Origin of the sequence: Thalassotalea atypica (assembly GCF_030295975.1) — a bacterium.
Taxonomy (GTDB): domain Bacteria; phylum Pseudomonadota; class Gammaproteobacteria; order Enterobacterales; family Alteromonadaceae; genus Thalassotalea_F; species Thalassotalea_F atypica.
Window position 1 is genome coordinate 1,504,975 of record NZ_AP027364.1, and the last position, 22,764, is coordinate 1,527,738.

Below are 22,764 nucleotides of genomic sequence, written 5' to 3' on the forward strand. Positions count from 1 at the left end.
CAACACCCAAGTGGTTTTGTGTGTCTGACATGAATAAAAGTCACGTACTCGTGTTACTGATTAGATTTAGATAAGTATTTACATCGCTCACTGACATCCATGTCATTGCGATATTAGTGCATTCGTGCACGTCATCAGCTTTCAAGATTGTAGTTTTTTTGCTTGACGACAATAGCGTTGTAGAACCACCTGATCCCATGCCGAACTCAGAAGTGAAATGCAATAGCGCCGATGGTAGTGTGGGAGTTCCCATGTGAGAGTAGGACATTGTCAAGCTTCTATTATGAAAAGCCCGATTCGAAAGAGTCGGGCTTTTTTACGTCTGGCGTTTAGTACTACAAAATACTCTGCTATTTTCCTATTGAAACAATAATGTCCTCAAACTGCTTAATTTCATCAATTACCTTTACTACATTTTCATGAGTTGTTTCATAGCTTGGAATGACGACTGCGGATGTTGTTGGACTTTTTGCCGTAAAGCTTTCAATTCTTGCTGCAAGGCGCTCAATATCTACTGATTTACCATTAAAGGTTATAAGACCAGTGGAACTTATTCTGACAAGAATTATCGGGCTATCACTTTTTTGAGCTTTGTTTGCTTTAGGTTTATTAACGAGCAAGCCTTCCTCTCTAACAAAGGATGTAGTGACGATAAAAAATATAAGTAGAATAAACACGATGTCGAGCATCGGCGTCATGTCTACTTCACCTTCTTGTTGTTCATCAAATTTACGTTTTCGAGACATTCATCATTCCAAGTTTTTATTCTAGTTGTGTCTAAAAGATGTACGATTTTTTTCGTAATAGCAAGCTTTTATACGAATAATATCGTAATAAGTATTAGCTATTTAAATATGACTAGCAAATTAAGGTAATAAAGGTGAGGTTTTTATCACTATATTGGAAGGCTAACTAAAGAGAATTACTTATATTGACCTATGACATTCTCAATAGTCATAATGCCAAACATAACTTTTCTAATGAAGGACTCAGAACTACCCACCAAGTTGAAGTTTGGGTGTTTTGACCATACTTGTTGGAGTTTATCATCTAATTCTATGGCTTTTTGGTCTGATTCATTACGAATTGGGTTATTACTTCTTATATTTTCACCCGATTTAGCTGCAGTCTCAAAAAATATAACCGCATCGTATCGATTAAGTTCTTCATCTAAGCTTGTATTCATAGTCTTGAAAAAATCTTCGTTGCTACCTGGCCAATAGGCGAGGCCATCTAAACTTCCTCGGTCACACAAAATTAAACAATCTTGATAAGTGGCTCTTTGAATGTCTTCCAAGTTCTTTTGCAAATGAAAAATGGCTGTTTGTTGAGCTTTAAGCACATCATCGTCCATTGTACGCTCAATTCCTCCACTAAATATCATGGTTGCTGATTCAGGCACTAAAGCAATTTTTCCAGCAAATTCTCTTCTGATCAGGTCTAATGCTGTCGTTTTTCCTCCACCTGGGCCGCCAGTCAGTACGATCCGTTTTTTAATATTTAGTTTATGCATTATCCAAAGCCTATTTTGTTTCTTAAGAATTTTGAGCGGTTATTAATACAATGATTAAATTATAGAATACTGTTTTTAATCATTTAGTAAATTGATTTGGCTCATTAAAATGATGGCTATAAAAAAGGCTCCTGAAGGAGCCTTTAAATGTTAGCAGTTAACACTGTAACCTATAGGTTAGCCGCAATGTACTCGTTCACCATAGTTTCTAATACGTTTAATGGTACTGGGCCTTGGCTTAAGACTACGTCATGGAACTGACGTATATCAAACTTGTCCCCTAGCTTAGTTTTAGCTTGCTCACGCAGCTCAACGATTTTCAGCATACCAATTTTATAAGCGGTTGCTTGTGAAGGCATTACAACATGACGTTCTACCATTTTTACAGCGTCAGATTTGGCGTTTGGTGTGTTGGTGACATAGTACTCAATGCCTTGTTCACGGTTCCACTTCTTAGTGTGAATACCTGTATCCACGACTAAACGACATGCGCGCCATAACTCCATTGCTAAACGACCAAAGTCTGAATACGGGTCTTGATAAAAACCGATCTCTTTCGGGATCATTTCGGAATAAAGTCCCCAACCTTCAGTGTAGGCAGTATAACGACCGAATTTACGGAATTTAGGAATACCCTCTAATTCTTGTTTCAAAGCTATTTGCATGTGATGACCAGGAATACCTTCATGATAAGCTAATGCTTCCATTTGATACGTAGGCATCGCTTCCATATCGTAAAGGTTAGCGTAGTAAATGCCTGGACGTGAACCATCGGGTGTTGGTTGTTGATAAAAAGCCTTACCCGCAGATTTTTCACGGAATGCTTCAACGGCTTTCACTGTTAAGCTTGCTTTAGGCTTAGTTAAGAATAACTCGTCTAAACGCGTTTTCATGGTGTCGATCATAGCTGTTGCTTCAGATAAGTAACGAGCACGACCTTCTTCATCACCGTTGTAATAAAATTGCTTGTCATGACGCATGAACTCAAAGAAAGCAGCTAAATCGCCTTCAAAACCAACTTTTGCCATAATTTCACGCATCTCATCGTGAATGCGTGCTACTTCACTTAAGCCAATCTCATGAATTTGCTCAGAGGTTAAGTCTGTTGTGGTTGTGCGGTTTAGTGCATTGTTAAAGAATGTTTCACCTTCAGGGAATTTCCACGCACCATCACGTGTATCAGCTTTAGTTTCTAAGGCTGTTAGGTAGCTAACTAGATCTTCGTAGGCTGGCTTTAATTTTGTCGTTAATGCTGTAGTAGCGTCAGCTAATAATGTCGCTTTATTTGCCTCATCTAGCTCAAGCTTTTCAACTTTTTTACGAAAGTCAGCAAGGATTGGACTATCTTCACCATCGTTGAACGGTGCTCCAGTAATTATATTCCCAGAATCACGAATAACATGTTCGAAAACAAACTTAGGTGCAATGATACCTTTTTCTTCTCGAATTTTTAGACCATCGATTAACTGATTTATCAGTGTATTCGCACCATTGATACGTGCGATGTAGTCTTGCGCTTCTTTCTCGTTGTCGATGCTGTGTTGATTAATTAAAAATGCAGGCACTTGTGAATGAAGGCCAAACATTTGATTAACAGGGTAGTTATGGTGACGCCATTTAAAGTCATCAATTTCTTGTTGTAGGTTCTGTTCTAGTAGGGCGTAACTTACTTTAGTTTGTTTATCTAATTTACTAACGTCTAATGCTTGAATTCGTTTTAAATCAGCTTTAGTGATTGCTAATTCTTTCAGGCTATTTTCTTCAGAAATATCGTTCCATTTGTCATAGTCTTTTTTGATGCCTAAGTAAGTTTGCATCATAGGACTACGATCAATGCCTTCATCAAAGATTTGGTCGAAAAGCTCGTTGGCTAATTGAGATTCAGATTTTGCTTGAACGTCAGCTACTTCAGCACTTTTATTTTCATTGTTCGCTTGCTGGTTAGTTGGTGTAGCTTCTTGAGAACAAGCACTTAAAAGTGAACCTGTAATTGCAAGAACTAGTAGCGATTTCTTAAATTGCATTTGTCTTCCTTTTATTAGATTTTTGACAGTTTGCTACGTTTTAGTACAAGTAATCAACATAGCCTCGATAAATAGACGTAAAACTACGATAAATGGTTGTTAAATTGCCATATATAAGAGATATTTTTGCATATTGGCTTTTACCTTAAAACTACAGAGCATTGAATAAAGAGAAAACCAGATATAAAGTGAGCTTTAAGCAAGCGTCTGTTTTAGATGTTAGCTTCCTACTGAGCCTGAGAAAACTGTCTATGACTGAGCATTTAGAGCGGGCAGGGCTTTTTATGACCGATGAGCAACACCGTGCGCGAGTTTTTGAACATTTCAACGACTCGAATCTTATCTTGTTAAATAATGAACCTATTGGTGTGTTAAAGCTTGGCGTATTGGCGCAAAGCTTACATATTCGACAATTACAGATATTACCTAAATATCACGGCAAAGGCCTTGGTAGCATGGTTCTGGATGTCGTTAAAAATAAAGCGAAATTGAAAAATAAGAACATCACTTTAAGCGTACTTTTGGCGAATCCTGCTAAAAATTTGTACAGCAGACATGGCTATGAAGTGGTTAATCAAGATGATCTTCAATATTACATGCAATACTCATTGCCTATTGATTAGGGCACTTAAAACAGCATTTTATATAAATCATCAGCATTGAACTTTGGACTACCGGTACTGTTTTTTTGTGCCTTGTGCATCAATTTAACGAGCTGAAGATTAATTGGTGTTTGCGTATGGTATTTCTGGGCAATAGCTAGTATTGCACCATTAATGAAGTCAATTTCAGTCTCTACACCATTTTCAATGTCATACCACATTGAAGATCTTGCTAGTGGATCTATGGCTAACATTTTGTTGGCCACAAGCTTAAAAATGGGGGTCGGTAATTTTAATATAAATGGCAGCAAGTTAGGCGATACTGCCGTGAGTTTCGCTGGAGTAATGTTTGCTCGCTTTAGTGTATTGAGGACTTCACGCATCGCTTGCGCTAATACAACGCGATATTTTCTGTCAGACAGCTCTTCCTTTAAAGGCACACCAGAAAGTGCATTAACGACATTATTTAAATTAAGTAAAAGCTTGCCCCATCGAATTGCGTCAATTTGCTGGGTTAATTCAGTCTCAATATTGACTTGATTTAGTATGTTGATCAGCTTGTTAATCACAGGCAAGTTTAGGTCTTCAATTATCACTTCTCCCGCGGTACCTCGATGATAATGATTAGTCTCTACTTCGAGAGAATTAAAACCTACCACTCCGCACACAATGTTATTTTTGGTAAAATGCTCTTTGATTGGCTTTTCACTACCAATGCCATTTTGCAAGCAAACTATGACAGTTTTTTCAGTGATGAATTTTGAAAGTTGATCAATACATTTGTTGATTGCGGTACATTTAATTGTGACTAACAAGATATCGATGGGCACAGATGTCTGTTCCTCTGCTTGTCCTGTTGACATTACAGAAGAGATGGAGTGACTGACAAAACTATTGCCATTATAGTCAGTCACTTTAAGTCCTGATTCTAGCTTAGCTTTAAGTGTATCTCGTCCAATAAACAGTAGTCGCTCTGGTGCTTCGTTGTACGTTTGAAGTAACCAGCCACCGATATAGCAGCCAATAGAACCCGCGCCAAATATAGCGACTCTGGGGAGTTCAGACATTAATAAATTTTTCCTGATGCTCTAACTTTACTGGTATCAATTCTTGTCGGCGTTACACTACCTTGTGTTAGGCTTTTTGTCGCTAGTGCTAGAGCTTTTATCACGTTTGTCATTGACTGTAAGTTGATGGTTTCAATCTCGTCACTTGCTTTATGATAATGCTGGTCTTGATCTAATTGTGTGGTACTAAAGCTATGTGCAGGTACACCCAAACGCGCTAATGTTGCATTGTCTGAACGATAAAAAAGTTGCTCTTGTGGGTAAGGATCGGCGTATATTTTTTCATTGTTTTTACGGAGCGAATCATTGAGTATATCAATTAAGTTTGAGCGCTCTGAGCCCGTCATCCATAGCTTTCCAGGGCCAAACTTAGATGCCTTGCCTATCATTTCAATGTTTATCATCGCTGTTATATTGTCTGCTGGAATATGTTGCGAAAAGTATTTCGAGCCAAAACCGCCAATTTCTTCTGCCGTAAATGCAGTGAAAATCAATGTTCTTTCGTTATCACGGGTGTTAGCAAAATGTTGAGCGAGGTTAATAATCGCCGTTGTACCAGATGCATTATCATCAGCCCCATTGAAAACATGATCTTGCTGCTCTTCGATGATGCGAGTGCCTAAATGATCATAGTGCGCCGAATATAAAATAACTTCAGAGGCTTTACTTTTTCCCGGTAACACGCCCACAACATTAGTGAGTGTTTTATTGGCAATGGTTGTTTTACCACTAGCAGAGAATTGCTCCAACTCTGTAATATTGGTTATTGCCAATAATAACGAACCTTGGTTGCTGTTATTTAGTTTGGTTAATCCGTTATGAAAATAGGCTTTGTACCGTTCAAAAAGTGGTTGATGCGTAGGATCGATGAGGATTAAGTGATCCCCTCCCGCCTGATTGAGCTTTTTAAGTGTTGACCGAAAGTCATGGTTGTCTTTGATGTAGGTAATGTTTACATCACTGTCTTGTGTCCAATGTATTTGCTTAGCCGTGCTTGCTAGAGCTAACTTTTCATTTGAAATGGTAATGCCATTTAGTGATAACGAAATTTTCTCAGGAGTAAAAGAGTAGATAGGAAATTGTTGTAAGTAGTGACTCTTAAAAGGTTTTAATCCAATGCTCTTAAAGCGATTAGCAATATAACTGGCTGCGACATCAAGCTCAGCTGTGAAACTGGCCCTGCCTTTAAGTTCATCACTGGCAAGATAAGTGATATCGTTCTTTACGGATTCAAGTGAGATTGGTGCAGCATTCACGTGGAGGTTAAGCCCGAGCATACTGGCAATTAATGCAGCTGTTTTTAAGGAGAATTTTTTCATGTGTCTATTGTTATTATGTGATCTTTACGGGTTAGGATAATTCAGCTGAGAGTAGATGCAAAGGTAAAGTTGGAGAAAAAGGAGCATAGTACAAGTTGAGCATCACCCTTAAAGTCATACCAACCAATATTCTTAATTTTTATGTTTTGTATTTGTTATATTGATTTAAATGATAGTTACGGTTCGTGATAGAGTGATGCTTAATAGCAAAACTGTTTTTCGTACACAAGAGAATTCCAATATGTCAATTAGTTCATTTATACCCCCTCAGCGCACATTAATGGGGCCAGGCCCATCTGATGTTAGTGCACGCGTTCTTTCTGCATTGGCTAGGCCAACAATTGGGCACTTAGATCCTTGTTTTGTCTCGATGATGGATGAACTTAAAGCGCTCTTGCAATATGCGTTTCAGACTTCCAACCCATATACCATTGCCTTATCCGCGCCAGGCTCGGCTGGAATGGAAGCTTGTTTTGTCAATTTAGTTTCTCCAGGTGATACAGTTATTGTTTGTCGTAACGGGGTTTTTGGCCAGCGTATGATAGAAAATGTCGTACGAATTGGCGCTAAGCCTATCGTTGTTGACTCTCCATGGGGTAGAGCGGTACAACCACAGCAACTTGAGGATGCACTAAAGCAAAATCCAGAAACTAAATTTGTTGCTTTTGTTCACGCCGAGACGTCAACAGGCGCTTTGTCAGATGCGAAAACATTATGTGCGTTAGCAAAACAATATGACTGTTTAACCATTGTTGATGCAGTAACGTCACTTGGCGGTGTTGAGTTAAGAGTTGATGATTGGGGCATTGATGCTATTTATTCTGGTAGCCAAAAGTGTTTGTCCTGTGTGCCAGGCATTTCACCTATCAGCTTTAGTGAGCAAGCAACACAGGTTATTAAAGAGCGAGACGTTCCCATTCAAAGTTGGTTTTTGGATCAGTCACTAGTGATGGGATATTGGTCAGGTGAAGGTAAGCGTGCTTATCATCACACGGCTCCGGTTAATTCACTGTATGCCATGCATGAAGCCTTGTTAATGCTTAAACAAGAAGGCATAGAAAACAGCTGGAAACGTCATGCCGATATGCACAAAATACTTGCACAGGGATTAGATAATTTAGGGTTGGAATTTATTGTTCCTGAAGATGAGCGTTTGCCTCAGCTAAACACGGTAAAAATCCCTCACGGTGTTAATGATGCAGCTGTTCGTGCATTATTATTGAATGAGTTTAATCTAGAGATAGGGGCAGGCTTAGGAGAGTTTGCTGGCAATGCTTGGCGAATTGGTTTGATGGGACATGCGGCGAGAAAAGAAAATGTCGCTTTATGTTTGTCCGCTTTAACTACAGCATTGAAGTAATAGGTAATCGTGCGCTTTGCTGTAAAGCGCACTAACTCATCTGGTTCGAAGCTTTACCAAACGCCAGTATTTTCCATGCTTACCCATGGCTCTTGCGGCGCTAACTTACCGTCTTGCAGAAGCTCGATGGAGATGCCATCCGGTGAACGTACAAAAGCCATATGCCCGCAGCGTGGTGGACGATTTATGGTGACACCAGCATCCATCAGCTTTTGGCAGCTTTCATATATATTTTCAACTTGAATTGCTAAATGACCAAAATTACGGCCATCTGAGTATTTTTCAGTTGAACCCCAGTTATGGGTTAATTCAATTTCATGTTCTCCTTCATCAGCTTTAAGAAAAATTAAGGTAAATTTCCCTTCGGGCACTTCATGACGACGAACTTCTTTGAAGCCCAATAAATCGCAGTAAAAATGAAGTGAGGCGTCGAGATCTGAGACTCTGACCATCGTGTGTAATAACTTCATAGGTAGTCCTTAATTTAATCTTCTAGAGGATGTGTATGTTTCAGCTCAAAGGCTACAGTCTAGGCTAGTGAATTTACTGGAAAATATTAGCATATTAATGGTGCAGCTTTGCAATGAAAACTATAGTTTATTCGTTAACTGTTAAACTTATTTAATAAAGACTTTTCATCATGCACAAAACGGCTAAAAAATCTCTAAGTTACTTTTTTAGAACTACAATATATTGAGTAACCTGAGCATTAAGTATATAAGGAATCGTAATGAATATAATTGCATTTGCTGCGAGTAACCATAAGAACTCTATTAATAAAAAGTTGGTAAGCTACGCGTTAGGCTTGCTTGATAAAGTAAAGGTTGAGTTACTTGATTTGAATGACTATGAGTTACCTTTATATAGTCAAGACAAAGAAGAAGAGCTTGGCCACCCTCAACTGGCCAAAGACTTTCTGGCCAAAATAGCAGAAAGTGACGGTATTATAATTTCTTTTGCCGAACACAATGGATCGTATACCGCTGCGTATAAAAACTTGTTTGATTGGTGCTCTAGAATTGAACCTAAAGTGTTTCAGCATAAACCAATGGTACTGTTATCAACTTCACCAGGCTCTAGGGGAGGTGCCAGTGTATTAGCTTCGGCGCTGCAATCCGCCCCTCACTTTGATGGAAATGTAAAAGCTAGCTTATCAATTCCAAGTTTTTACGATAATTTTGATCTTAAGAAAAAAGTCATAAAACATGAAGAGCTTAATGAACGATTTAAAGATGTCGTCAGTCACTTAAATCACATCAATTTATAACGAGAAAAGCGACTTAATATTTGGTTATAAGTCACATCTTCTCAGTTTTTTCGTTGAAAAACAGTGCTGCTGACTATTTATTCTATCCCCAATTTTTTTCTTAAATAGCCGCTGGTTGGGTGCTTAGCTACGTCAAATGGATCGCAATTTTGCCCAACTTCATTAAAATCAATTGAACCTAACTTTTCAGCGAGAGTGAGAGCCGCATGATTAAGGTTTACGTTGCGCTTACCTATTCCCATTAAAGCTGCACTCATCGCAAGCCGTACGTTTTTGGGTTCTTGGTTAAAGTTTTGAGCTATGTCATCAATCACTGACATAAAGAATTCATCGGTGTAAATCTTAGACTTTTTCTTAGACAGTTCATAGACCAGCCCAAAAGCACAATTACGGCGAGTGGGTTGATCACTGTCGAGCCAACGTTGTGTGAGTGCAAAAGCTATAGGTGACTTGGCCAAGGTAGCGTCACAAGATGAAAAAACATGACGCAACATACCAGCGTTTAACTGCTGTACTTGCTGCTCCGCTTGTTCAAAAGTTATTTGCTTAGGATCGTCAATCAGTAAACTTAATACTTTGGCATCATAATTCTTTGATGCCCACAATGCTTGTGCCAGTTCACGATTTTTACCGATTTGTTTAGCGAGTTTTCGTTGTATGGTTAAGCCGATGCCGAAACTTGTTAAACCGCCGGTATTTTCCATTTTATTCCAGTGATCGATGCCTCGTATATTCTGATGTTTTTCTAACAACTCAAACACTTGCACTTGATCCATCTTTGACTCGTAAGAGAGCGTCACCGCTTTATTAATCGTATTCAATATTGTAGTAAAACAGATCAAAATTGATAGATATATTTCTACCTAGGCACGTAAAGTACACATTTGCAGTCAACTGCATAAGTTAGGGCTGATACGTATGCCAGCCCAAGATGCTGACTGACTAGTCATACTCCGAAGAATAGGTTTCTTCATAACTATGGGAGTAGAGTTCAAAAAGATTACCAAATGGGTCTTCTAAATAGACCATTTTAGCTGGTTTACCATCATCTTCTGGATGATAGCGCATTATGTCCATTCTTACTTTACCGCCAAATTGCTCTGTCTTTTTCATTACACTTTCGAAATCATCTGTTTGCAAACAAAAATGAAATATGCCTAATCTAGAAAAATTTACGTTGTGGCGTTCTTCTCTATTTTTCATTTCAAATAGTTCAATACCAATGCCGTCAGTAGTAACTAAATGAGCAATATTGAATCCCTCAAATCCTTCACCAAAAACAGCAATACACATTTTTCCTATTGCACTTTCACGCTCTTCAACAACTTTTGTGTTGTTCATAACTATTTTGAGCCCTAACACTTTAGTGTAAAACTCAACGGCTTGGCTCATATCGCCTACCATAATACCCACATGGTTCATTTTCATCATGTTTCTCCAAGAATAATTAGCTATCTATTGATTCGATGAGGTAATTTTATAAGAAGTATTTGATTAATAAAAATTATCAAATATTATTAAGTTGATTATTTAACGTTATGAAGGTTAGTGGTGATGCTAAACCCTAATTGGTTGAACACCTTTGTTGCCTTAGTTGATTCTGGGCATTTTACAAAAACGGCTGAAAAGCTATTCATGACTCAACCTGGGGTTAGTCAGCACATCAATAAACTTGAAAAAGCTTGCGGGCATTCATTAATAATAAGAACTAAAAAGTCTTTCGTGATTACTGAACAAGGCCGATTAGTATATCACTATGCTAAAAAATTGATGTTCGCTGAACACACGCTTTTTGAGCATCTAGCTTTTGATGATCCGTATTCAGGTGATTGCACATTAGCTTGTTCTGGCTCAGTCTCATTATTGTTATATCCCAAGCTTTTGGAAATACAGTGCCAACATCCAAATCTGGTGGTAAAACTCAAAGCGGCGCCAAATCATCAGATACTATTTGATATTAAAGAAGGTGTCATTGATCAAGGTATAGTCACAGACATCCCAAATAAAATTTTTTATGACGCTAAAGAGCTAGGAAAGGAAGAGCTGTATTTAGTAGTGCCTGCAAATATTGATACTGATGTCGATATTTCTAAATTAACAATGGAGTTGGGGCTTATACATCATCCTGATGCTGAGCATTATTTATCTTTGTACTTTTCGCAAAATACTGAGCAAAATCTAGAACAAGTCGATATAAGTAGCATTCCTATTGTTGGAGCAATTAACCAAATAAGCCAAATACTTGAACCTATATCGACAGGAATTGGCTTTACTGTGTTACCAAAAAGTGCTGTGGAAAGTTTCCACAATGTTAATCGCTTGAAGGTGATAAAACTCAACAAACCCGTTATTGAAACGCTTTATTTAGTTAAACAGAAACAAAGAGTATTACCTGCACGTTTTAAAACTATAAACAATGTAGTTGAACGCATTTGGCGATAATTTTGCTTATTTCATTCTCGTGTGTGTTTATCAAACATATTTCTTTAAGTTTACGTAAACCTTCTTTTGAGAAAGTATCGTGTTCGTAATGTTGAGTAACTAGCATAGAATACTTTCTTACAACCCTTTTTTGCTTTTTGAAAAGGAAATATCTAGCCTATTTGTTCAAAAGGAGTCGCCATGAAAATTACTAATGTCTTAGTTTATATGCTTTTATTGGGATGCTTGATCAGCATAGGGGCGCAGGCAAACGATAAGAGCTTGTCGGGTACAATCGTTGTTGTAAACAAGAACGACAATACGGTTAATTTTATTGATCTTAAGAGTCGGCAAATTAAGTTCACCCGTGAAACTGGCAAGGGGCCACACGAATTGGCAATGAGCGCAGGTGGTCGCTTGGCCGTAGTCACTAATTATATAGGCGGGAATAGTTTGACTGTTTTTGATGTTCAACGTGCAAGAAAGCTAAGAACAATTGATTTATCTCTTTATCCTAGGCCTCACGGGGTGTTGTTTCTAAAAGACCAGCGAAAAGTCGTTGTTTCTTCTGAAGGCTCAGACAGTGTTGTGGTTGTTGATATTACGACAGGGAAAATTGAAAAGGTGCTCAATACTAAACAAAAAGGCTCTCATATGGTGGCATTGCCTGACTCAAGCTCGCGCGTATATACCACGAATATGGGTTCGGATACGGTATCTGAATTAGATGTTCAATCAGGGGCTTTGCTTCAAAAAATTTCAACCCCGGCAATACCTGAAGCAATCACCATAAATAAAGACGGCTCAGAGCTTTGGGTGGGAAGCAATGAAGATGGCTTAGTCACTGTGTTCGATTTAAAAGATGGTGGAATAATAAAACAATGGAGTGGGTTTAGTTTTCCATATCGGGTGCTATTGACACGAGATGAACAGTTTGCGGTGATCCCTGACTTTAAAAATAATACGCTTGATGTAATTGATGTAAGTAATAAAAAAAAATTGCATCAAGTAGACTTTGGTTGGTCGACGACACCTAATGGCGTGGCTTTTTATTCTGATGATCGCACTGTGTTTATGTCTGCCAATGGTAAAGACAAGGTGATTGTTGTTGATATACGGTCAGGGGAAACGTTATTCGAACTGCCTACAGGCGATGGGCCTGATGGAATAGGATATTCATCACTGGTAATGCAATAGCCTACATTTTCTAATGAGGCGTGCTACACGAAAATCACTATAAGTTCAGATTTGGATAAACCAATCCTATCTATCGATATCGACAATAGTGACTCGGTAGCGGGTTAGGTTACCGGTATCAAAAAAATAGCTGAAGTTGCTAACGAAGATACAAAAATAATCGCAGGGCACGAACCAATAGCGACCTTAAATGAGTTAGAAGAAAGTATCACTTTGTTCAATGATACATAATATTATTCAAGCTTTAATCGACAAGGATTTATCCTTGGAAGCTATCAAAGCATTAAACCCTTTGAATAGCTATACAAAAATTGGAATTGGGCATTTATCACCACCTAGAGAACACTGATCACACATTACTACGACAAAACCTGGCAGCTGGAGTAATTATTGTAGAATGAGAAAGGGCCATTTATAAGTACCTTTTTGCTATTACAAGTTTAAAACCGATAGGAACACACAGGTGAAATTATTACATAAAGTAAAACGTCACATTTTTGCAACTCTTACATTACTTGCTACGAATAGCTTTGCAGCGCAAGATATTATTCTAGCGGATGATGGCAAAGTAGGAGACTCTTTTGGCTATGATGTTGCCATTGATGGTAGCACAGCACTTGTCGGTGCATTTAAAGCGGACTCCTATGGTGTCATAGATGCTGGGGCAGCATACGTCTACGAGCTTGGCGATAATGGTTGGCGAAAACAAGCCAAATTGGTTGCTTCCCCGGCCTTTGCTGACGATACACTTGGCGGTAAAGTAGCCTTGAAAAATGATGTTGCTATGTTAGGCGTTATGCGAAGGGATGATAAGGGGACAGACTCGGGCGCCGTTGTCTACTTTGAACGTAAAATGAACACTTGGCAGCAGCGTTATATTATCACGGCGCCCGATGCAAAAGCGGGTGATGCTTTTGGTCAAAGTATCGCGCTCACCGAAAACTACCTTGTCATTGGTGCCCCACGAAACGACGCATTGGGTGTCGACTCAGGAGCCGCTTACATATACAAACGCGAAAACAGTACATGGCACTATCTAGCTAAAATCACAGCTAATGATGGCGTAGCTGGGGATCTATTTGGTATAAGCGTTGCTGTTGATGGTAATACGATTCTAGTTGGTGCTGATTTACATGACGAAAAAGCGGAAAACGCTGGCGCAGTGTACGTTTATGTTCTTGACGACATGCAGTGGAGGCAAGAGGCCAAACTTATGGCCTCTGACGGTGCTAAGACTGATATATTTGGTGTCAGGGTTGCGCTGTCTGAAAATACCGCATTAATTTCGGCAAGGCGAGATGACACTGAAGCATTAGGCATAGATGCAGGCTCTGCATATATTTTTGTAAGAGATGGCAATACCTGGACACAACAAGTTAAATTGACTTCACCCGATGGGCGAGGTGACGATAGGTTTGGACGTGGTGTCGCGTTGAGCGGCGATACAGCAATCATAAGTGCAATGAATCATGATGTTAACGGTTCCAATACTGGAGCGCTGTATGTATACAAAAATGGTGCTGAAGGCTGGCGCTATACATCCAAATTTGTAGCTAAAAATAGTATGACTGAAGACAAATTTGGATGGAGCATAGACTTATCTAATGGTGTTGCTGTCGTTGGTACGCCAAATCATGATGCTAAGGGGCAGGAGTCAGGCGCTGTATATATACAAGACTTGAATAGTCATACTAATTGAATAGGTGTTTAGTGAATTTCAAAAAATCTGCAATGTGTTTAAAGCCGGCCCAGATTTACTGTCAGCTTTCAATGAACATTGAATCACAATAAGTGGTTTGCATTGATGAATAACGATGCCTTTAAGTTTTTTTTCGCTCAACCCGTAATAACGTGTAAAGTCTGATGCGTATATATCATTGAGTCTTTTTTTGTATTGATCATGAAACTTCTTATGAATACTTAAATCAAGATTACGCTATACAAACCTCTGGATAACACCACCTGATTGGTAAATCGTTACGGCGCTTCAATTGACAGACTTTTCGTTAGAAGCGTATTCAGTAACCACCTGTTCATCAATAGATAATTAACCTCGGTAGACTACCATTACAGGGTAACCAATTTTATGATTCACCGAGCTTTGATAAGATGGGAGAGAGTAGACTTCCATAGGTTCATTCGTCTCTAGCTTTGGAGCTGAGTGAACCCAAACACAGCGTTCACCTCCAAAAAAACGAGTGATATTAATAAAATATTGAGAAGTTCTGAAAGTATCAATAACGCGTGTATTTATTATGTAGTTCGACAAAATGTAAACTAAGACGTCGATGGTTGCGATGATAATGAGCAGAGCTACCACGCCTTAACTTTGCTTACGTCTATATTCACCCTCATCATATAGATCATAAGGCCCGTCATTGTTTTTTTAAGTTTTTTGGCACTTTTGTAAAATTACTTTGAAAACATATTTAGTCAAATTTAGCATTGTGCACATTGAGTTTAATTTTATCAACGACTGCTGTTTAGTCCAAATAGGCCAGTGAAGTACATCGACTTTAAACTCTTTCGGTACTACCTTTAGTCGTTTCTGTTCTAGTTCTACCACGTTTTACTCATGGCAAGTTTAGTGCGGTTTATTACGCCATCGATATGTGTCTCTACAGCGATTATCGACCAATCAAAAGATAACAATTGTAGATAGGTGTTGTTAAGTATATTAACGATTGACGCTACTGATACTGATTTCCACAAAGTAACTCCGACTTAACTTATTTCTCTATGTTCACTTGAGAGCTAAAATAAGGTGTTCAGGTTTTTCTTATTGATTTTTCATCAATAAATTTTTAAATTGGCTGATGAGTTCGTCATTGACATTGTTTTTTCGGTGTACCATAAATATAGGTCTTTTTATTTGGACTGGCGTATCTATTTCACATAGTTCTTTCGATTTTATATTTTCGGTTATTAATTCTGTAGGAAGGTAGGCAAAACCACCTTTTGACAGAATAACTTCAAGCGCAATCATCGCGGTAGAAGTTTTAAAATTCGGGATGACTTTGTGGTGAAGAGCGTGCTCTTTTCGAAAAGTAATGCCCCAATCAACAAGAATATAATCGTCTACATCTTTGTGAAATTTGGGGCGTGAGCCAGCTAGAGATAAGTCAAAATGGCCAATTAATTCGTTTGTGAATTCGTCATCTTTGATAGGATCCATCAACAAACCAGCATCAAGGCTCCTATCATCTAATTTTCGTTGAATAGCTTCTCGAACTGATATTTCAGTGCTTAGCGATACATTTTCGAATAGTTCGATAGCATCGTGAATTCTATTACTAAAAAATGCATCCCATACATTAGGCGTAGCTGCAATATTGAAAGATATTTTTTGTTGGCTAGCAATAGAAAGTGCCACCTTAGATTGCTCCATCTGGCTTACCATCAGATGGGCATGAGAGAGCAGGGCTTCACCTGAAGGGGTTAGTCTTAAGTTGTTTTTCTCACGAATAATTAACTGAGCAGCGTAAAACTCCTCTAACTGCTTAATACGTGCGCTAACAGCAGCTTGGGTTATATACAAAGTTTCTGCCGCTCTGCCAAAGTGCTTATTATCAGCTACTGCAATAAATGTTCTAAAAACTCTAATATCCACGCCAATACCTAAAGTAATTCAATTATGGCTAATGTAAATAAAAGTTATCGATGCGACAAATATTATTTGTTTTTCAATTAATAATTTTTCTCTTAAATTTCTTTGAAGTGATATGTAGGAGAATTTACAGGAGTAAAGTTTGATCTATTTTAATCCCTATTGGATACGAGTAGTACAATCATTAAAAAAGAAAAACCTTACATCGAAGCATTACCACTTAGCGGCTCAAACTGGTCTAGAAATATCCAATGATTAAACTTTCAATACCTACAGTGAACTTACAATATTAATTTTTCAATAGACAGGAGGGTTACAATGAAAACATCGATAAGAATAGGACAAAATTTATTTTACGGTGATAACTCGTTTCCACACGGTATTTCTCGTAGTGGCCATTTCAATAAACGGGAATCAGATGAACTTGCTCTATATGGAAAGACATTTGAAGACTTGTGTAATGGAAATTTATTACCTGCAAATGAAGAAGAAGTACAATTTGTAGAGGCAATGGCAACCTCTAATGAAAGTGAACTTTATTCAGCCAACCTATGGAAAAAATATCTTACAGTCGTTGAAAAAAGCCGTGTTCATCATGGGTTTTCTGTGAGTAATGCTAAAACAAAAGAGCTTAATGAAAACGAACTTTCATTTACTTAATTTATTTATAGGATTGACGACTCAAGGATGAGCTATTTATAAATATTTTTTAACTTAACGACAATTATTTTTTAGCAGTCATTACGGCAAGTTTTCTGTATGCTCCGCCAAAAATAACGATACGAGTAAAACGTATCCTCTAGTTGGGCGAAGCCAATGAAAATTTGTTTTATCATGTACCCTTGGGAACGCATAGAACCTGAGACAGATTCAACTCTGAGACTCATTCATGAATGTGTAAAACGTGGCCACACGGTTGCGCTTTCAACGGTTAACAACTTAACAATCCGTGATAGTGTCGCCAGTGCATTCTGTGATGTTTTTACAAAAGAAACAAAGTACTCAGACAATGTTCCGAGTTTCTATAAAACGGCAGACTTCAAACGTGCTCAACTTCCACTTGCGGGTTTTGATGCAGTTATAATGAGAGCTAACCCTCCACTTGATACTTTGGCGTTGAATTTCTTAGACTCAGTACGTGGCGATACATTTATTATGAACGATCTTGACGGCCTGCGTGTTGCTAATAACAAGGTTTATACCGCCTCTTTTCAAGATACCGAAAGTGAGTTTATTCCTGCTACTCACGTCTCAAAAAATCGTGAATACCTAGAGCGGATTTTTGACGAGTCGGAAAGTAATAGAATGATCTTAAAACCTCTAGATGGCTATGGCGGTAGAGGGGTTATTGTGCTTGAGAAAAATGCACGGCAAAGCTTCAGATCATTACTCGATTTCTATATCGGAGGTGACGAGCATGGTAAAGGCAGTAACTACGTTATTTTGCAAGATTATGTACATGGTGCAGAAGAAGGCGATGTTCGAATTCTAATGCTTAATGGCGAGCCTATAGGTGCAATGAAGCGTATACCAGCTTCAAATGATATGCGTTCGAATGTTCATGCGGGTGGTAGTGTTGTTAAACATAAACTCACTGCACAAGAAAAAAAATTATGCAAATACATTGGCCCTAAATTAGTGCGAGATGGTCTTTATTTTACTGGGGTAGACGTTATTGGCGGAAAGCTCATTGAAGTTAATGTGTTAAGCCCAGGCGGCATTGTTCGTATTAACAAGTTAAATAGGGTGAAACTTCAAGTTCAGGTTATTGATTTTGTAGAAAGTGTAGTACAGGCAAAAGAGCTCGTAATGAATCGCAAAACAGAGTTTAGAAAGGTCATTGAAGATGCAAACGCTATCTGAGAAAGAGTGTATCCAACTCATCAAGAAACGAGAGTGTTTTCATGCAGAAGTGAATGATGGCTCATTTATCGTCAAAATTGACGAATATACTCCACTAATTTGTGCTGCGATCCACAATGGACATCGACTTCGTTCAGAATTAGGTAAATCGTTCTTGCTATCAAAGCAAGAACGATTTTATGAAGAAGATCCATACACAGATGAGTTGATTTCTTCTTTTCCAATTCAGCTTATTGGTAATGATTCTCGTTTTGAGTACGATCTAAACCGTGCAAAAACACTTTCTACTTATTTTAAAACTGCATGGGATAAGCAAGTATGGCAAAAGCCATTAACGCAAAAGCAACGTACTATTAGTCATGATAAGCATGAGTCATTCTATAACGTGCTTGAAGCGATAGTCGCTGCCATAGAAAAGCAGTTTGGCAATGCCATTATTTTTGATATTCACTCATACAATTACAAGCGCATAGAAAAAGATACACCAACCTTCAATATTGGTGCAGGACAAATTGATGTTGAGCGTTGGGGTAAAGTTATCAGTCAATTCGAGCGTCAACTAAACAAAATTGAATTACCGAATGTTGAAGTAAGAGCTGCAACTGATGAAGTTTTTCATGGTAGAGGGTATTTAATTTCACATATCAATGCGCACTTTGACAATACAATTGTGCTACCAACAGAAGTAAAAAAAGTGTTTATGGACGAAACTTCTGGACAAGTATACCCGCTAGTACTCGATAATCTTAAATCTGGCTTTAAGAATGCTATCAGTGAAACCGCAGCGTTTTTCATGCGTCGTTACACTAAGAAAACCCGTACCCAAAAAGCGGACATCCTTTCTTCAAATATTAGTCCAGAAGTCATCGAATTAGATAAAAAGCTGTTTTCACTGTGTAAAAGTGTTGAAACGCTTAATTTTATTAACCCGGTTAATTTATCTAGTCAGAAGAATCGTTTCCTAAAAAGAAACAGTTATTTAGCACCTAACTTTAACTACAAGCAGTTAAACTTAAATCCATATAAGTTTCGAGAGAACCTTTATAAGTTACCGGTTGACGATATTTTCGATGCTGGGATTGCAACGCTATATCGCCACGTTATTGACAACTTGGCCAGTAAAATTGACTTGTTAACTTCTATAGGTACGGATGAGTTTGTTTATAACTCGCTTAAATATTATGGTGAGCCAAGCCATACAGACATTGCCAATGCCCGCTTTATTTTACATTTAAACGACGATGAATTTTTTGAACCTGATGTTTACCTTAATGCCGATGAGGCGATCGAATACTTTAGGTTTCAAGCTCAAGAATGGGGGCTAAAATGTAAGGTTGAAAAGTCAGCCAAAATAGTTGCTAAAGCAATGGTAAATAATGAGAAAGCGCTATTGCTTATTAATAAGGAAGCCAAGTTTACAGAAAAAGAGTTACATGCCTTTGCTTATCACGAGCTTGGTATTCATATGCTAACCACTATTAATGCCAAAAAACACCCTCTAAAAGTGTTTAGTTTGGGCTTAACCGGTAATACTCATACGCAAGAAGGCATCGCGCTTTACAGTGAATATTGCTCTGGTAGTTTAACAATTCAACGCCTTAAAATTATTGCTCTTAGGGTTATTGCCGTTCAGTACATGCTAGAGCATGGCGACTTTGTGAAAACCTATCACGCTTTGATGAATGAATTTTCATTAGATAAGGAGTTCGCTTTTACGCTAACTACTCGTGTTTACCGAGGTGGTGGCTTTACTAAAGATTATTTATACTTAACAGGCTTTAGGGACATATTAAACCTTGCTAAAGAAACGTCGATTGATAATTTGTTGGTGGGTAAAACGGGTTTGTTAGACTTTGACGTTATCTCTGAAATGGTAGAGCGTGGTCTGTTAAATAGACCTGTGCCGTTATTTGATACTTCGTACACGTCATCAGGTGACAAAGTATTAGACTTTATTGTTAACTCAATAAAATAATATAAAGCGTCAATCGGAAAAGGAAAGCTTTTAGCTTTTTTATCTGTCTATCATGAGTCAGTCATTACCACTGTGTAACCTGTTTTGATTGGTTCTAAGCAATGGAGTTACTTTGAAGTATTTTGCTTACGACTCAAATATGTCGCTTGAGCGGTTTAAAAAAAGAGTGCACAAGGTAGATCGTCTTGGTACGCTCCAATTATTTAATCACCAACTAAGTTTTCATAAAAAAATTAGTAACTGGTTTTGAGCACTCATATTAACTGAGAAAACAAGTTTTAGTAAAGTAAATGAGATTGACTGACACAAGTGTGTTACATTGATGGCAGTTATCATCAATTAACAACAAATGTTCAATTGCCTATATATTTGATGTTATAAATACTACCTATTAATAATTTCAGCATAAAACGAGCTAATCCCGATAACAATATCGACAAATTGTTCTCTCTTTTAGATTAAATTCACGTAATCATACATTTAATTTAAATGAGAATTTTATGTTACCTGTAAAAAATCCATGCCTCAAACCTATTGAGACACCTTCGATATTATCACTTGCCTTTGACCCTCCGAATATCTGTTCTTTAGTCGGTCTTTTCTTTGCGTTATTAGCGTTATTTTTTGCCTTAGTCGGAAATTATCCTGCCGCAATGATAGGGTTAATTTGGGCCGTATTCTTTGATTGGAATGATGGCAAAATCGCGAGAATAATGAAAAGTAGAACGGCTATCCAAGGTCAAATTGGAGGGCAAGTCGATTCCCTTATCGATATTGTGAGCTTTGGAGTTTGTCCTGCTGTGATTTTATTGAGTTACGGACATTATGATCCGATGTTATTCCCTGGTGCTTTTTTAATTGTTGCAGCAGGGGTATTACGGTTAAGTTATTTCAACGTTTTCGGCTTGTCTGGCGAATCTGCTTACAAAGGACTTGCATATGATAACAATGCCATCATTCTTGTATTTGTTTTTTTATTCGAAAGTATTATGACTACAGCCGCTTTCACCGTCGTGCTTTATACCACTCTCGTTGCATTATCAGTTTTAAATGTAGCCCCTATAAGAACACCTAAGCTTAATGGTGGAGTTTGGTATTATGTTCTTGCTTTATACACTCTTGCTATAACGCTTGCATACGGCTGGTTGTTATTTTCGAACGTTTGAAGGTTATAACGTTATTTACCTCAATAACTCTATAAGTATTATATCTAGAACATGATGAATGCTGGTTTTTGGTCAGTGAAGTTCAGGTCAGCAGAGTAAATTCGGTTTTCTCATTGATGTTTTTGTAAAAATGTAATAAAAACAGTGGCTTGTGTTGTTCTAATGAGGCTGTTTTGTTGTAAAAAATTTAATGGAATGAATAATAAAAATTCTTTTGTTATTCATTCCATGATTGGAGAACAAAATGAAAAAAGTATATACAAGTGGAGTATTTGATTTATTTCATGTCGGTCACGTGTCAGTACTCAATAAAGCCAAACAATTTGGTGACTATTTGATTGTTGGCGTACATTCCGATGAAGATGTTAAGTCTTATAAACGAATCCCTGTTATTTCTTGCGAACAACGTTGTGAAATTATTAGGAATATCAAGTGTGTTGATGAGGTGATCATTGCACCGCTAACCCCTAATATTGATGCTAGTTTTTATGAATTGAATGAAATTGATATCCATGTTGCAGGTGATAATATGCAGCATATGTATGAACTACCTAATAAAATGGGGATCATGCGTTATGTTACAAGAAATTCAGAAACAAGTTCAACAGCTATAAATAATAAGCTTGATAAGCTCAAAGAGGTAATTGCACCTCCGCAATTTAGTTATTGGTCATAACTCTTTTTCGAAAGAGTAAGTATTAGTCAATGTAAATGTATAAGGTCGATCAAAAATAGAACTCATAGCTCAGGTTGTTAACATATACGTTCACGAGAGTTTCAACGTTTCTACATTTTGAATCGACCAGATTTTCCTAGACACAAATAAGTTGCAAACTTTGTGTACTAGGAGGATGAATGAACGCTAAAATATTTTCCCGAAGAACTTAAAATACAAGCAGTTAAACAAGTTACTGAAAAACGCCATTTCGTCGCAAGTGTTGCTGAGCATCTAGATATCTCGACATACAGTTTTTACATCTGGTTAAAGCGCTATGGCACTAACAGCGATCACTATCAAGAATTATCCGAGCATGAGAAGCGCATTCGAGAGCTTGAAAAAGAATTGAAGCGCAATCAGCAAGAAGGTGACCTATTAAAGGAAGTCGCCGCGTACTTTGCGGACGAGTTAAAAAATTCTTCAAAACTTAAAATATCCGTTTTAATTTCTTCTTGTGATAAATGAATTGGCTCCCCATTGGTTGACAACATTACGTTTGGGTAAAAAAGAGCTAAACTATCCTATTCCTTCCGTTTTTTTGGCTGAATGAAATGGCAACATATGAAAATAACTGGTTCCAGTGAAAACAATACTTAGTCGGCTAGATGAATATTCTAGGTCTTTCGTTGTGCTTATCTGTTTTTTGGTTACGTTATCTATCGTAC

At 37.8% G+C, this 22,764-nt stretch carries 20 protein-coding genes, 1 rRNA gene and 2 pseudogenes; 13 read left to right on the plus strand and 10 right to left on the minus strand.

The window, feature by feature from the left end; translation table 11 throughout:
* The first annotated feature begins 161 nt into the window (after positions 1 to 161).
* Positions 162 to 276 (plus strand): 5S ribosomal RNA (rrf, locus tag QUE03_RS06970).
* A gap of 74 nt (positions 277 to 350) precedes the next feature.
* Here the strand turns inward: rrf and QUE03_RS06975 are convergent.
* The 3 genes from QUE03_RS06975 to QUE03_RS06985 form a co-directional block, all read right to left on the minus strand.
* Complete coding sequence (locus tag QUE03_RS06975; protein ID WP_286266514.1) at positions 351 to 746, minus strand: ExbD/TolR family protein; 396 nt, start codon at positions 744 to 746, stop codon at positions 351 to 353.
* Between the two features lie 176 nt (positions 747 to 922).
* Positions 923 to 1,513 (minus strand): AAA family ATPase, encoded by a 591-nt coding sequence (locus QUE03_RS06980; RefSeq protein ID WP_286266515.1) that lies wholly within the window; start codon positions 1,511 to 1,513, stop codon positions 923 to 925.
* Between the two features lie 170 nt (positions 1,514 to 1,683).
* Positions 1,684 to 3,537, minus strand: a complete 1,854-nt coding sequence (locus QUE03_RS06985) for a DUF885 domain-containing protein (RefSeq protein WP_286266517.1) — start codon at positions 3,535 to 3,537, stop codon at positions 1,684 to 1,686.
* Positions 3,538 to 3,788: 251 nt separating this feature from the next.
* On the opposite strand from QUE03_RS06985, the gene QUE03_RS06990 reads away from it, so the two are divergent.
* On the plus strand, positions 3,789 to 4,160 hold the full coding sequence (locus QUE03_RS06990) for a GNAT family N-acetyltransferase (protein WP_286266518.1): 372 nt from the start codon (positions 3,789 to 3,791) through the stop codon (positions 4,158 to 4,160).
* 5 nt (positions 4,161 to 4,165) lie between these two features.
* On the opposite strand, the gene QUE03_RS06995 is transcribed toward QUE03_RS06990, so the two are convergent.
* Positions 4,166 to 5,206: a 2-dehydropantoate 2-reductase gene (locus QUE03_RS06995; RefSeq protein ID WP_286266520.1), complete on the minus strand. Its 1,041-nt coding sequence runs from the start codon at positions 5,204 to 5,206 to the stop codon at positions 4,166 to 4,168.
* On the minus strand, positions 5,206 to 6,525 hold the full coding sequence (locus QUE03_RS07000) for a M28 family metallopeptidase (protein ID WP_286266521.1): 1,320 nt from the start codon (positions 6,523 to 6,525) through the stop codon (positions 5,206 to 5,208). Before QUE03_RS07000 ends, QUE03_RS06995 begins: the two co-directional genes overlap by 1 nt.
* Positions 6,526 to 6,766: 241 nt before the next feature.
* Between QUE03_RS07000 and QUE03_RS07005 the strand changes: the two genes are divergently transcribed.
* Positions 6,767 to 7,885, plus strand: a complete 1,119-nt coding sequence (locus QUE03_RS07005; RefSeq protein WP_286266523.1) for a pyridoxal-phosphate-dependent aminotransferase family protein — start codon at positions 6,767 to 6,769, stop codon at positions 7,883 to 7,885.
* A 53-nt stretch (positions 7,886 to 7,938) separates the two neighbouring features.
* Here QUE03_RS07005 and QUE03_RS07010 read toward each other — a convergent pair whose 3' ends face one another.
* Positions 7,939 to 8,355 carry a VOC family protein gene (locus tag QUE03_RS07010; RefSeq protein WP_286266525.1) on the minus strand — a complete coding sequence of 139 codons (417 nt, stop codon included), beginning with the start codon at positions 8,353 to 8,355 and terminating at the stop codon, positions 7,939 to 7,941.
* A 260-nt stretch (positions 8,356 to 8,615) separates the two neighbouring features.
* Between QUE03_RS07010 and QUE03_RS07015 the strand changes: the two genes are divergently transcribed.
* The gene (locus tag QUE03_RS07015) at positions 8,616 to 9,152 is read left to right on the plus strand and encodes an NADPH-dependent FMN reductase (RefSeq protein ID WP_286266526.1); all 537 of its coding nucleotides are present in this window, start codon (positions 8,616 to 8,618) and stop codon (positions 9,150 to 9,152) included.
* Positions 9,153 to 9,229: 77 nt separating this feature from the next.
* On the opposite strand, the gene QUE03_RS07020 is transcribed toward QUE03_RS07015, so the two are convergent.
* Positions 9,230 to 9,928, minus strand: coding sequence for a DNA alkylation repair protein (locus tag QUE03_RS07020; protein WP_286266528.1), 699 nt, complete (start codon positions 9,926 to 9,928; stop codon positions 9,230 to 9,232).
* 166 nt (positions 9,929 to 10,094) lie between these two features.
* Positions 10,095 to 10,580, minus strand: coding sequence for a VOC family protein (locus QUE03_RS07025; RefSeq protein WP_286267784.1), 486 nt, complete (start codon positions 10,578 to 10,580; stop codon positions 10,095 to 10,097).
* A gap of 126 nt (positions 10,581 to 10,706) precedes the next feature.
* On the opposite strand from QUE03_RS07025, the gene QUE03_RS07030 reads away from it, so the two are divergent.
* The 3 genes from QUE03_RS07030 to QUE03_RS07040 all read left to right on the plus strand — a co-directional run bounded on the left by QUE03_RS07030 (position 10,707) and on the right by QUE03_RS07040 (position 14,469).
* Positions 10,707 to 11,594 (plus strand): LysR family transcriptional regulator, encoded by an 888-nt coding sequence (locus QUE03_RS07030; protein ID WP_286266530.1) that lies wholly within the window; start codon positions 10,707 to 10,709, stop codon positions 11,592 to 11,594.
* Positions 11,595 to 11,774: 180 nt separating this feature from the next.
* Positions 11,775 to 12,770, plus strand: a complete 996-nt coding sequence (locus tag QUE03_RS07035; RefSeq protein ID WP_286266532.1) for a YncE family protein — start codon at positions 11,775 to 11,777, stop codon at positions 12,768 to 12,770.
* Between the two features lie 463 nt (positions 12,771 to 13,233).
* Positions 13,234 to 14,469, plus strand: coding sequence for an FG-GAP repeat protein (locus tag QUE03_RS07040; RefSeq protein ID WP_286266533.1), 1,236 nt, complete (start codon positions 13,234 to 13,236; stop codon positions 14,467 to 14,469).
* A gap of 798 nt (positions 14,470 to 15,267) precedes the next feature.
* Here the strand turns inward: QUE03_RS07040 and QUE03_RS07045 are convergent.
* Positions 15,268 to 15,449 (minus strand): annotated as a pseudogene (locus QUE03_RS07045) (endonuclease III); the annotation flags it as partial.
* A 100-nt stretch (positions 15,450 to 15,549) separates the two neighbouring features.
* Complete coding sequence (locus QUE03_RS07050) at positions 15,550 to 16,380, minus strand: LysR family transcriptional regulator (protein WP_286266535.1); 831 nt, start codon at positions 16,378 to 16,380, stop codon at positions 15,550 to 15,552.
* Between the two features lie 315 nt (positions 16,381 to 16,695).
* Between QUE03_RS07050 and maoP the strand changes: the two genes are divergently transcribed.
* From maoP to QUE03_RS19635, 6 genes and pseudogenes are all read left to right on the plus strand, one after another.
* On the plus strand, positions 16,696 to 17,037 hold the full coding sequence (gene maoP, locus QUE03_RS07055; RefSeq protein ID WP_286266537.1) for a DUF413 domain-containing protein: 342 nt from the start codon (positions 16,696 to 16,698) through the stop codon (positions 17,035 to 17,037).
* A gap of 156 nt (positions 17,038 to 17,193) precedes the next feature.
* A complete protein-coding gene (gshB, locus tag QUE03_RS07060; RefSeq protein ID WP_286266539.1) occupies positions 17,194 to 18,240 on the plus strand; it encodes a glutathione synthase in 1,047 nt (348 codons plus the stop codon).
* Positions 18,224 to 20,215 carry a flavohemoglobin expression-modulating QEGLA motif protein gene (locus QUE03_RS07065; RefSeq protein ID WP_286266540.1) on the plus strand — a complete coding sequence of 664 codons (1,992 nt, stop codon included), beginning with the start codon at positions 18,224 to 18,226 and terminating at the stop codon, positions 20,213 to 20,215. The genes gshB and QUE03_RS07065 overlap by 17 nt, the downstream gene beginning before the upstream one ends.
* Positions 20,216 to 20,715: 500 nt before the next feature.
* Complete coding sequence (locus tag QUE03_RS07070; RefSeq protein WP_286266543.1) at positions 20,716 to 21,381, plus strand: CDP-alcohol phosphatidyltransferase family protein; 666 nt, start codon at positions 20,716 to 20,718, stop codon at positions 21,379 to 21,381.
* Positions 21,382 to 21,625: 244 nt separating this feature from the next.
* On the plus strand, positions 21,626 to 22,057 hold the full coding sequence (locus QUE03_RS07075) for an FAD synthase family protein (protein ID WP_286266545.1): 432 nt from the start codon (positions 21,626 to 21,628) through the stop codon (positions 22,055 to 22,057).
* A gap of 207 nt (positions 22,058 to 22,264) precedes the next feature.
* Positions 22,265 to 22,564: pseudogene (locus QUE03_RS19635) on the plus strand (transposase); the annotation flags it as partial.
* Positions 22,565 to 22,764: the final 200 nt, after the last annotated feature.

Bases quoted from the DNA above. Each gene is read 5' to 3' on its own strand.
- QUE03_RS06975 (WP_286266514.1), bottom strand. From the start codon at position 746: ATGTCTCGAAAACGTAAATTTGATGAACAACAAGAAGGTGAAGTAGAC.
- QUE03_RS06980 (WP_286266515.1), bottom strand. From the start codon at position 1,513: ATGCATAAACTAAATATTAAAAAACGGATCGTACTGACTGGCGGCCCA.
- QUE03_RS06985 (WP_286266517.1), bottom strand. From the start codon at position 3,537: ATGCAATTTAAGAAATCGCTACTAGTTCTTGCAATTACAGGTTCACTT.
- QUE03_RS06990 (WP_286266518.1), top strand. From the start codon at position 3,789: ATGACTGAGCATTTAGAGCGGGCAGGGCTTTTTATGACCGATGAGCAA.
- QUE03_RS06995 (WP_286266520.1), bottom strand. From the start codon at position 5,206: ATGTCTGAACTCCCCAGAGTCGCTATATTTGGCGCGGGTTCTATTGGC.
- QUE03_RS07000 (WP_286266521.1), bottom strand. From the start codon at position 6,525: ATGAAAAAATTCTCCTTAAAAACAGCTGCATTAATTGCCAGTATGCTC.
- QUE03_RS07005 (WP_286266523.1), top strand. From the start codon at position 6,767: ATGTCAATTAGTTCATTTATACCCCCTCAGCGCACATTAATGGGGCCA.
- QUE03_RS07010 (WP_286266525.1), bottom strand. From the start codon at position 8,355: ATGAAGTTATTACACACGATGGTCAGAGTCTCAGATCTCGACGCCTCA.
- QUE03_RS07015 (WP_286266526.1), top strand. From the start codon at position 8,616: ATGAATATAATTGCATTTGCTGCGAGTAACCATAAGAACTCTATTAAT.
- QUE03_RS07020 (WP_286266528.1), bottom strand. From the start codon at position 9,928: ATGGATCAAGTGCAAGTGTTTGAGTTGTTAGAAAAACATCAGAATATA.
- QUE03_RS07025 (WP_286267784.1), bottom strand. From the start codon at position 10,580: ATGAAAATGAACCATGTGGGTATTATGGTAGGCGATATGAGCCAAGCC.
- QUE03_RS07030 (WP_286266530.1), top strand. From the start codon at position 10,707: ATGCTAAACCCTAATTGGTTGAACACCTTTGTTGCCTTAGTTGATTCT.
- QUE03_RS07035 (WP_286266532.1), top strand. From the start codon at position 11,775: ATGAAAATTACTAATGTCTTAGTTTATATGCTTTTATTGGGATGCTTG.
- maoP (WP_286266537.1), top strand. From the start codon at position 16,696: ATGAAAACATCGATAAGAATAGGACAAAATTTATTTTACGGTGATAAC.
- gshB (WP_286266539.1), top strand. From the start codon at position 17,194: ATGAAAATTTGTTTTATCATGTACCCTTGGGAACGCATAGAACCTGAG.
- QUE03_RS07065 (WP_286266540.1), top strand. From the start codon at position 18,224: ATGCAAACGCTATCTGAGAAAGAGTGTATCCAACTCATCAAGAAACGA.
- QUE03_RS07070 (WP_286266543.1), top strand. From the start codon at position 20,716: ATGTTACCTGTAAAAAATCCATGCCTCAAACCTATTGAGACACCTTCG.
- QUE03_RS07075 (WP_286266545.1), top strand. From the start codon at position 21,626: ATGAAAAAAGTATATACAAGTGGAGTATTTGATTTATTTCATGTCGGT.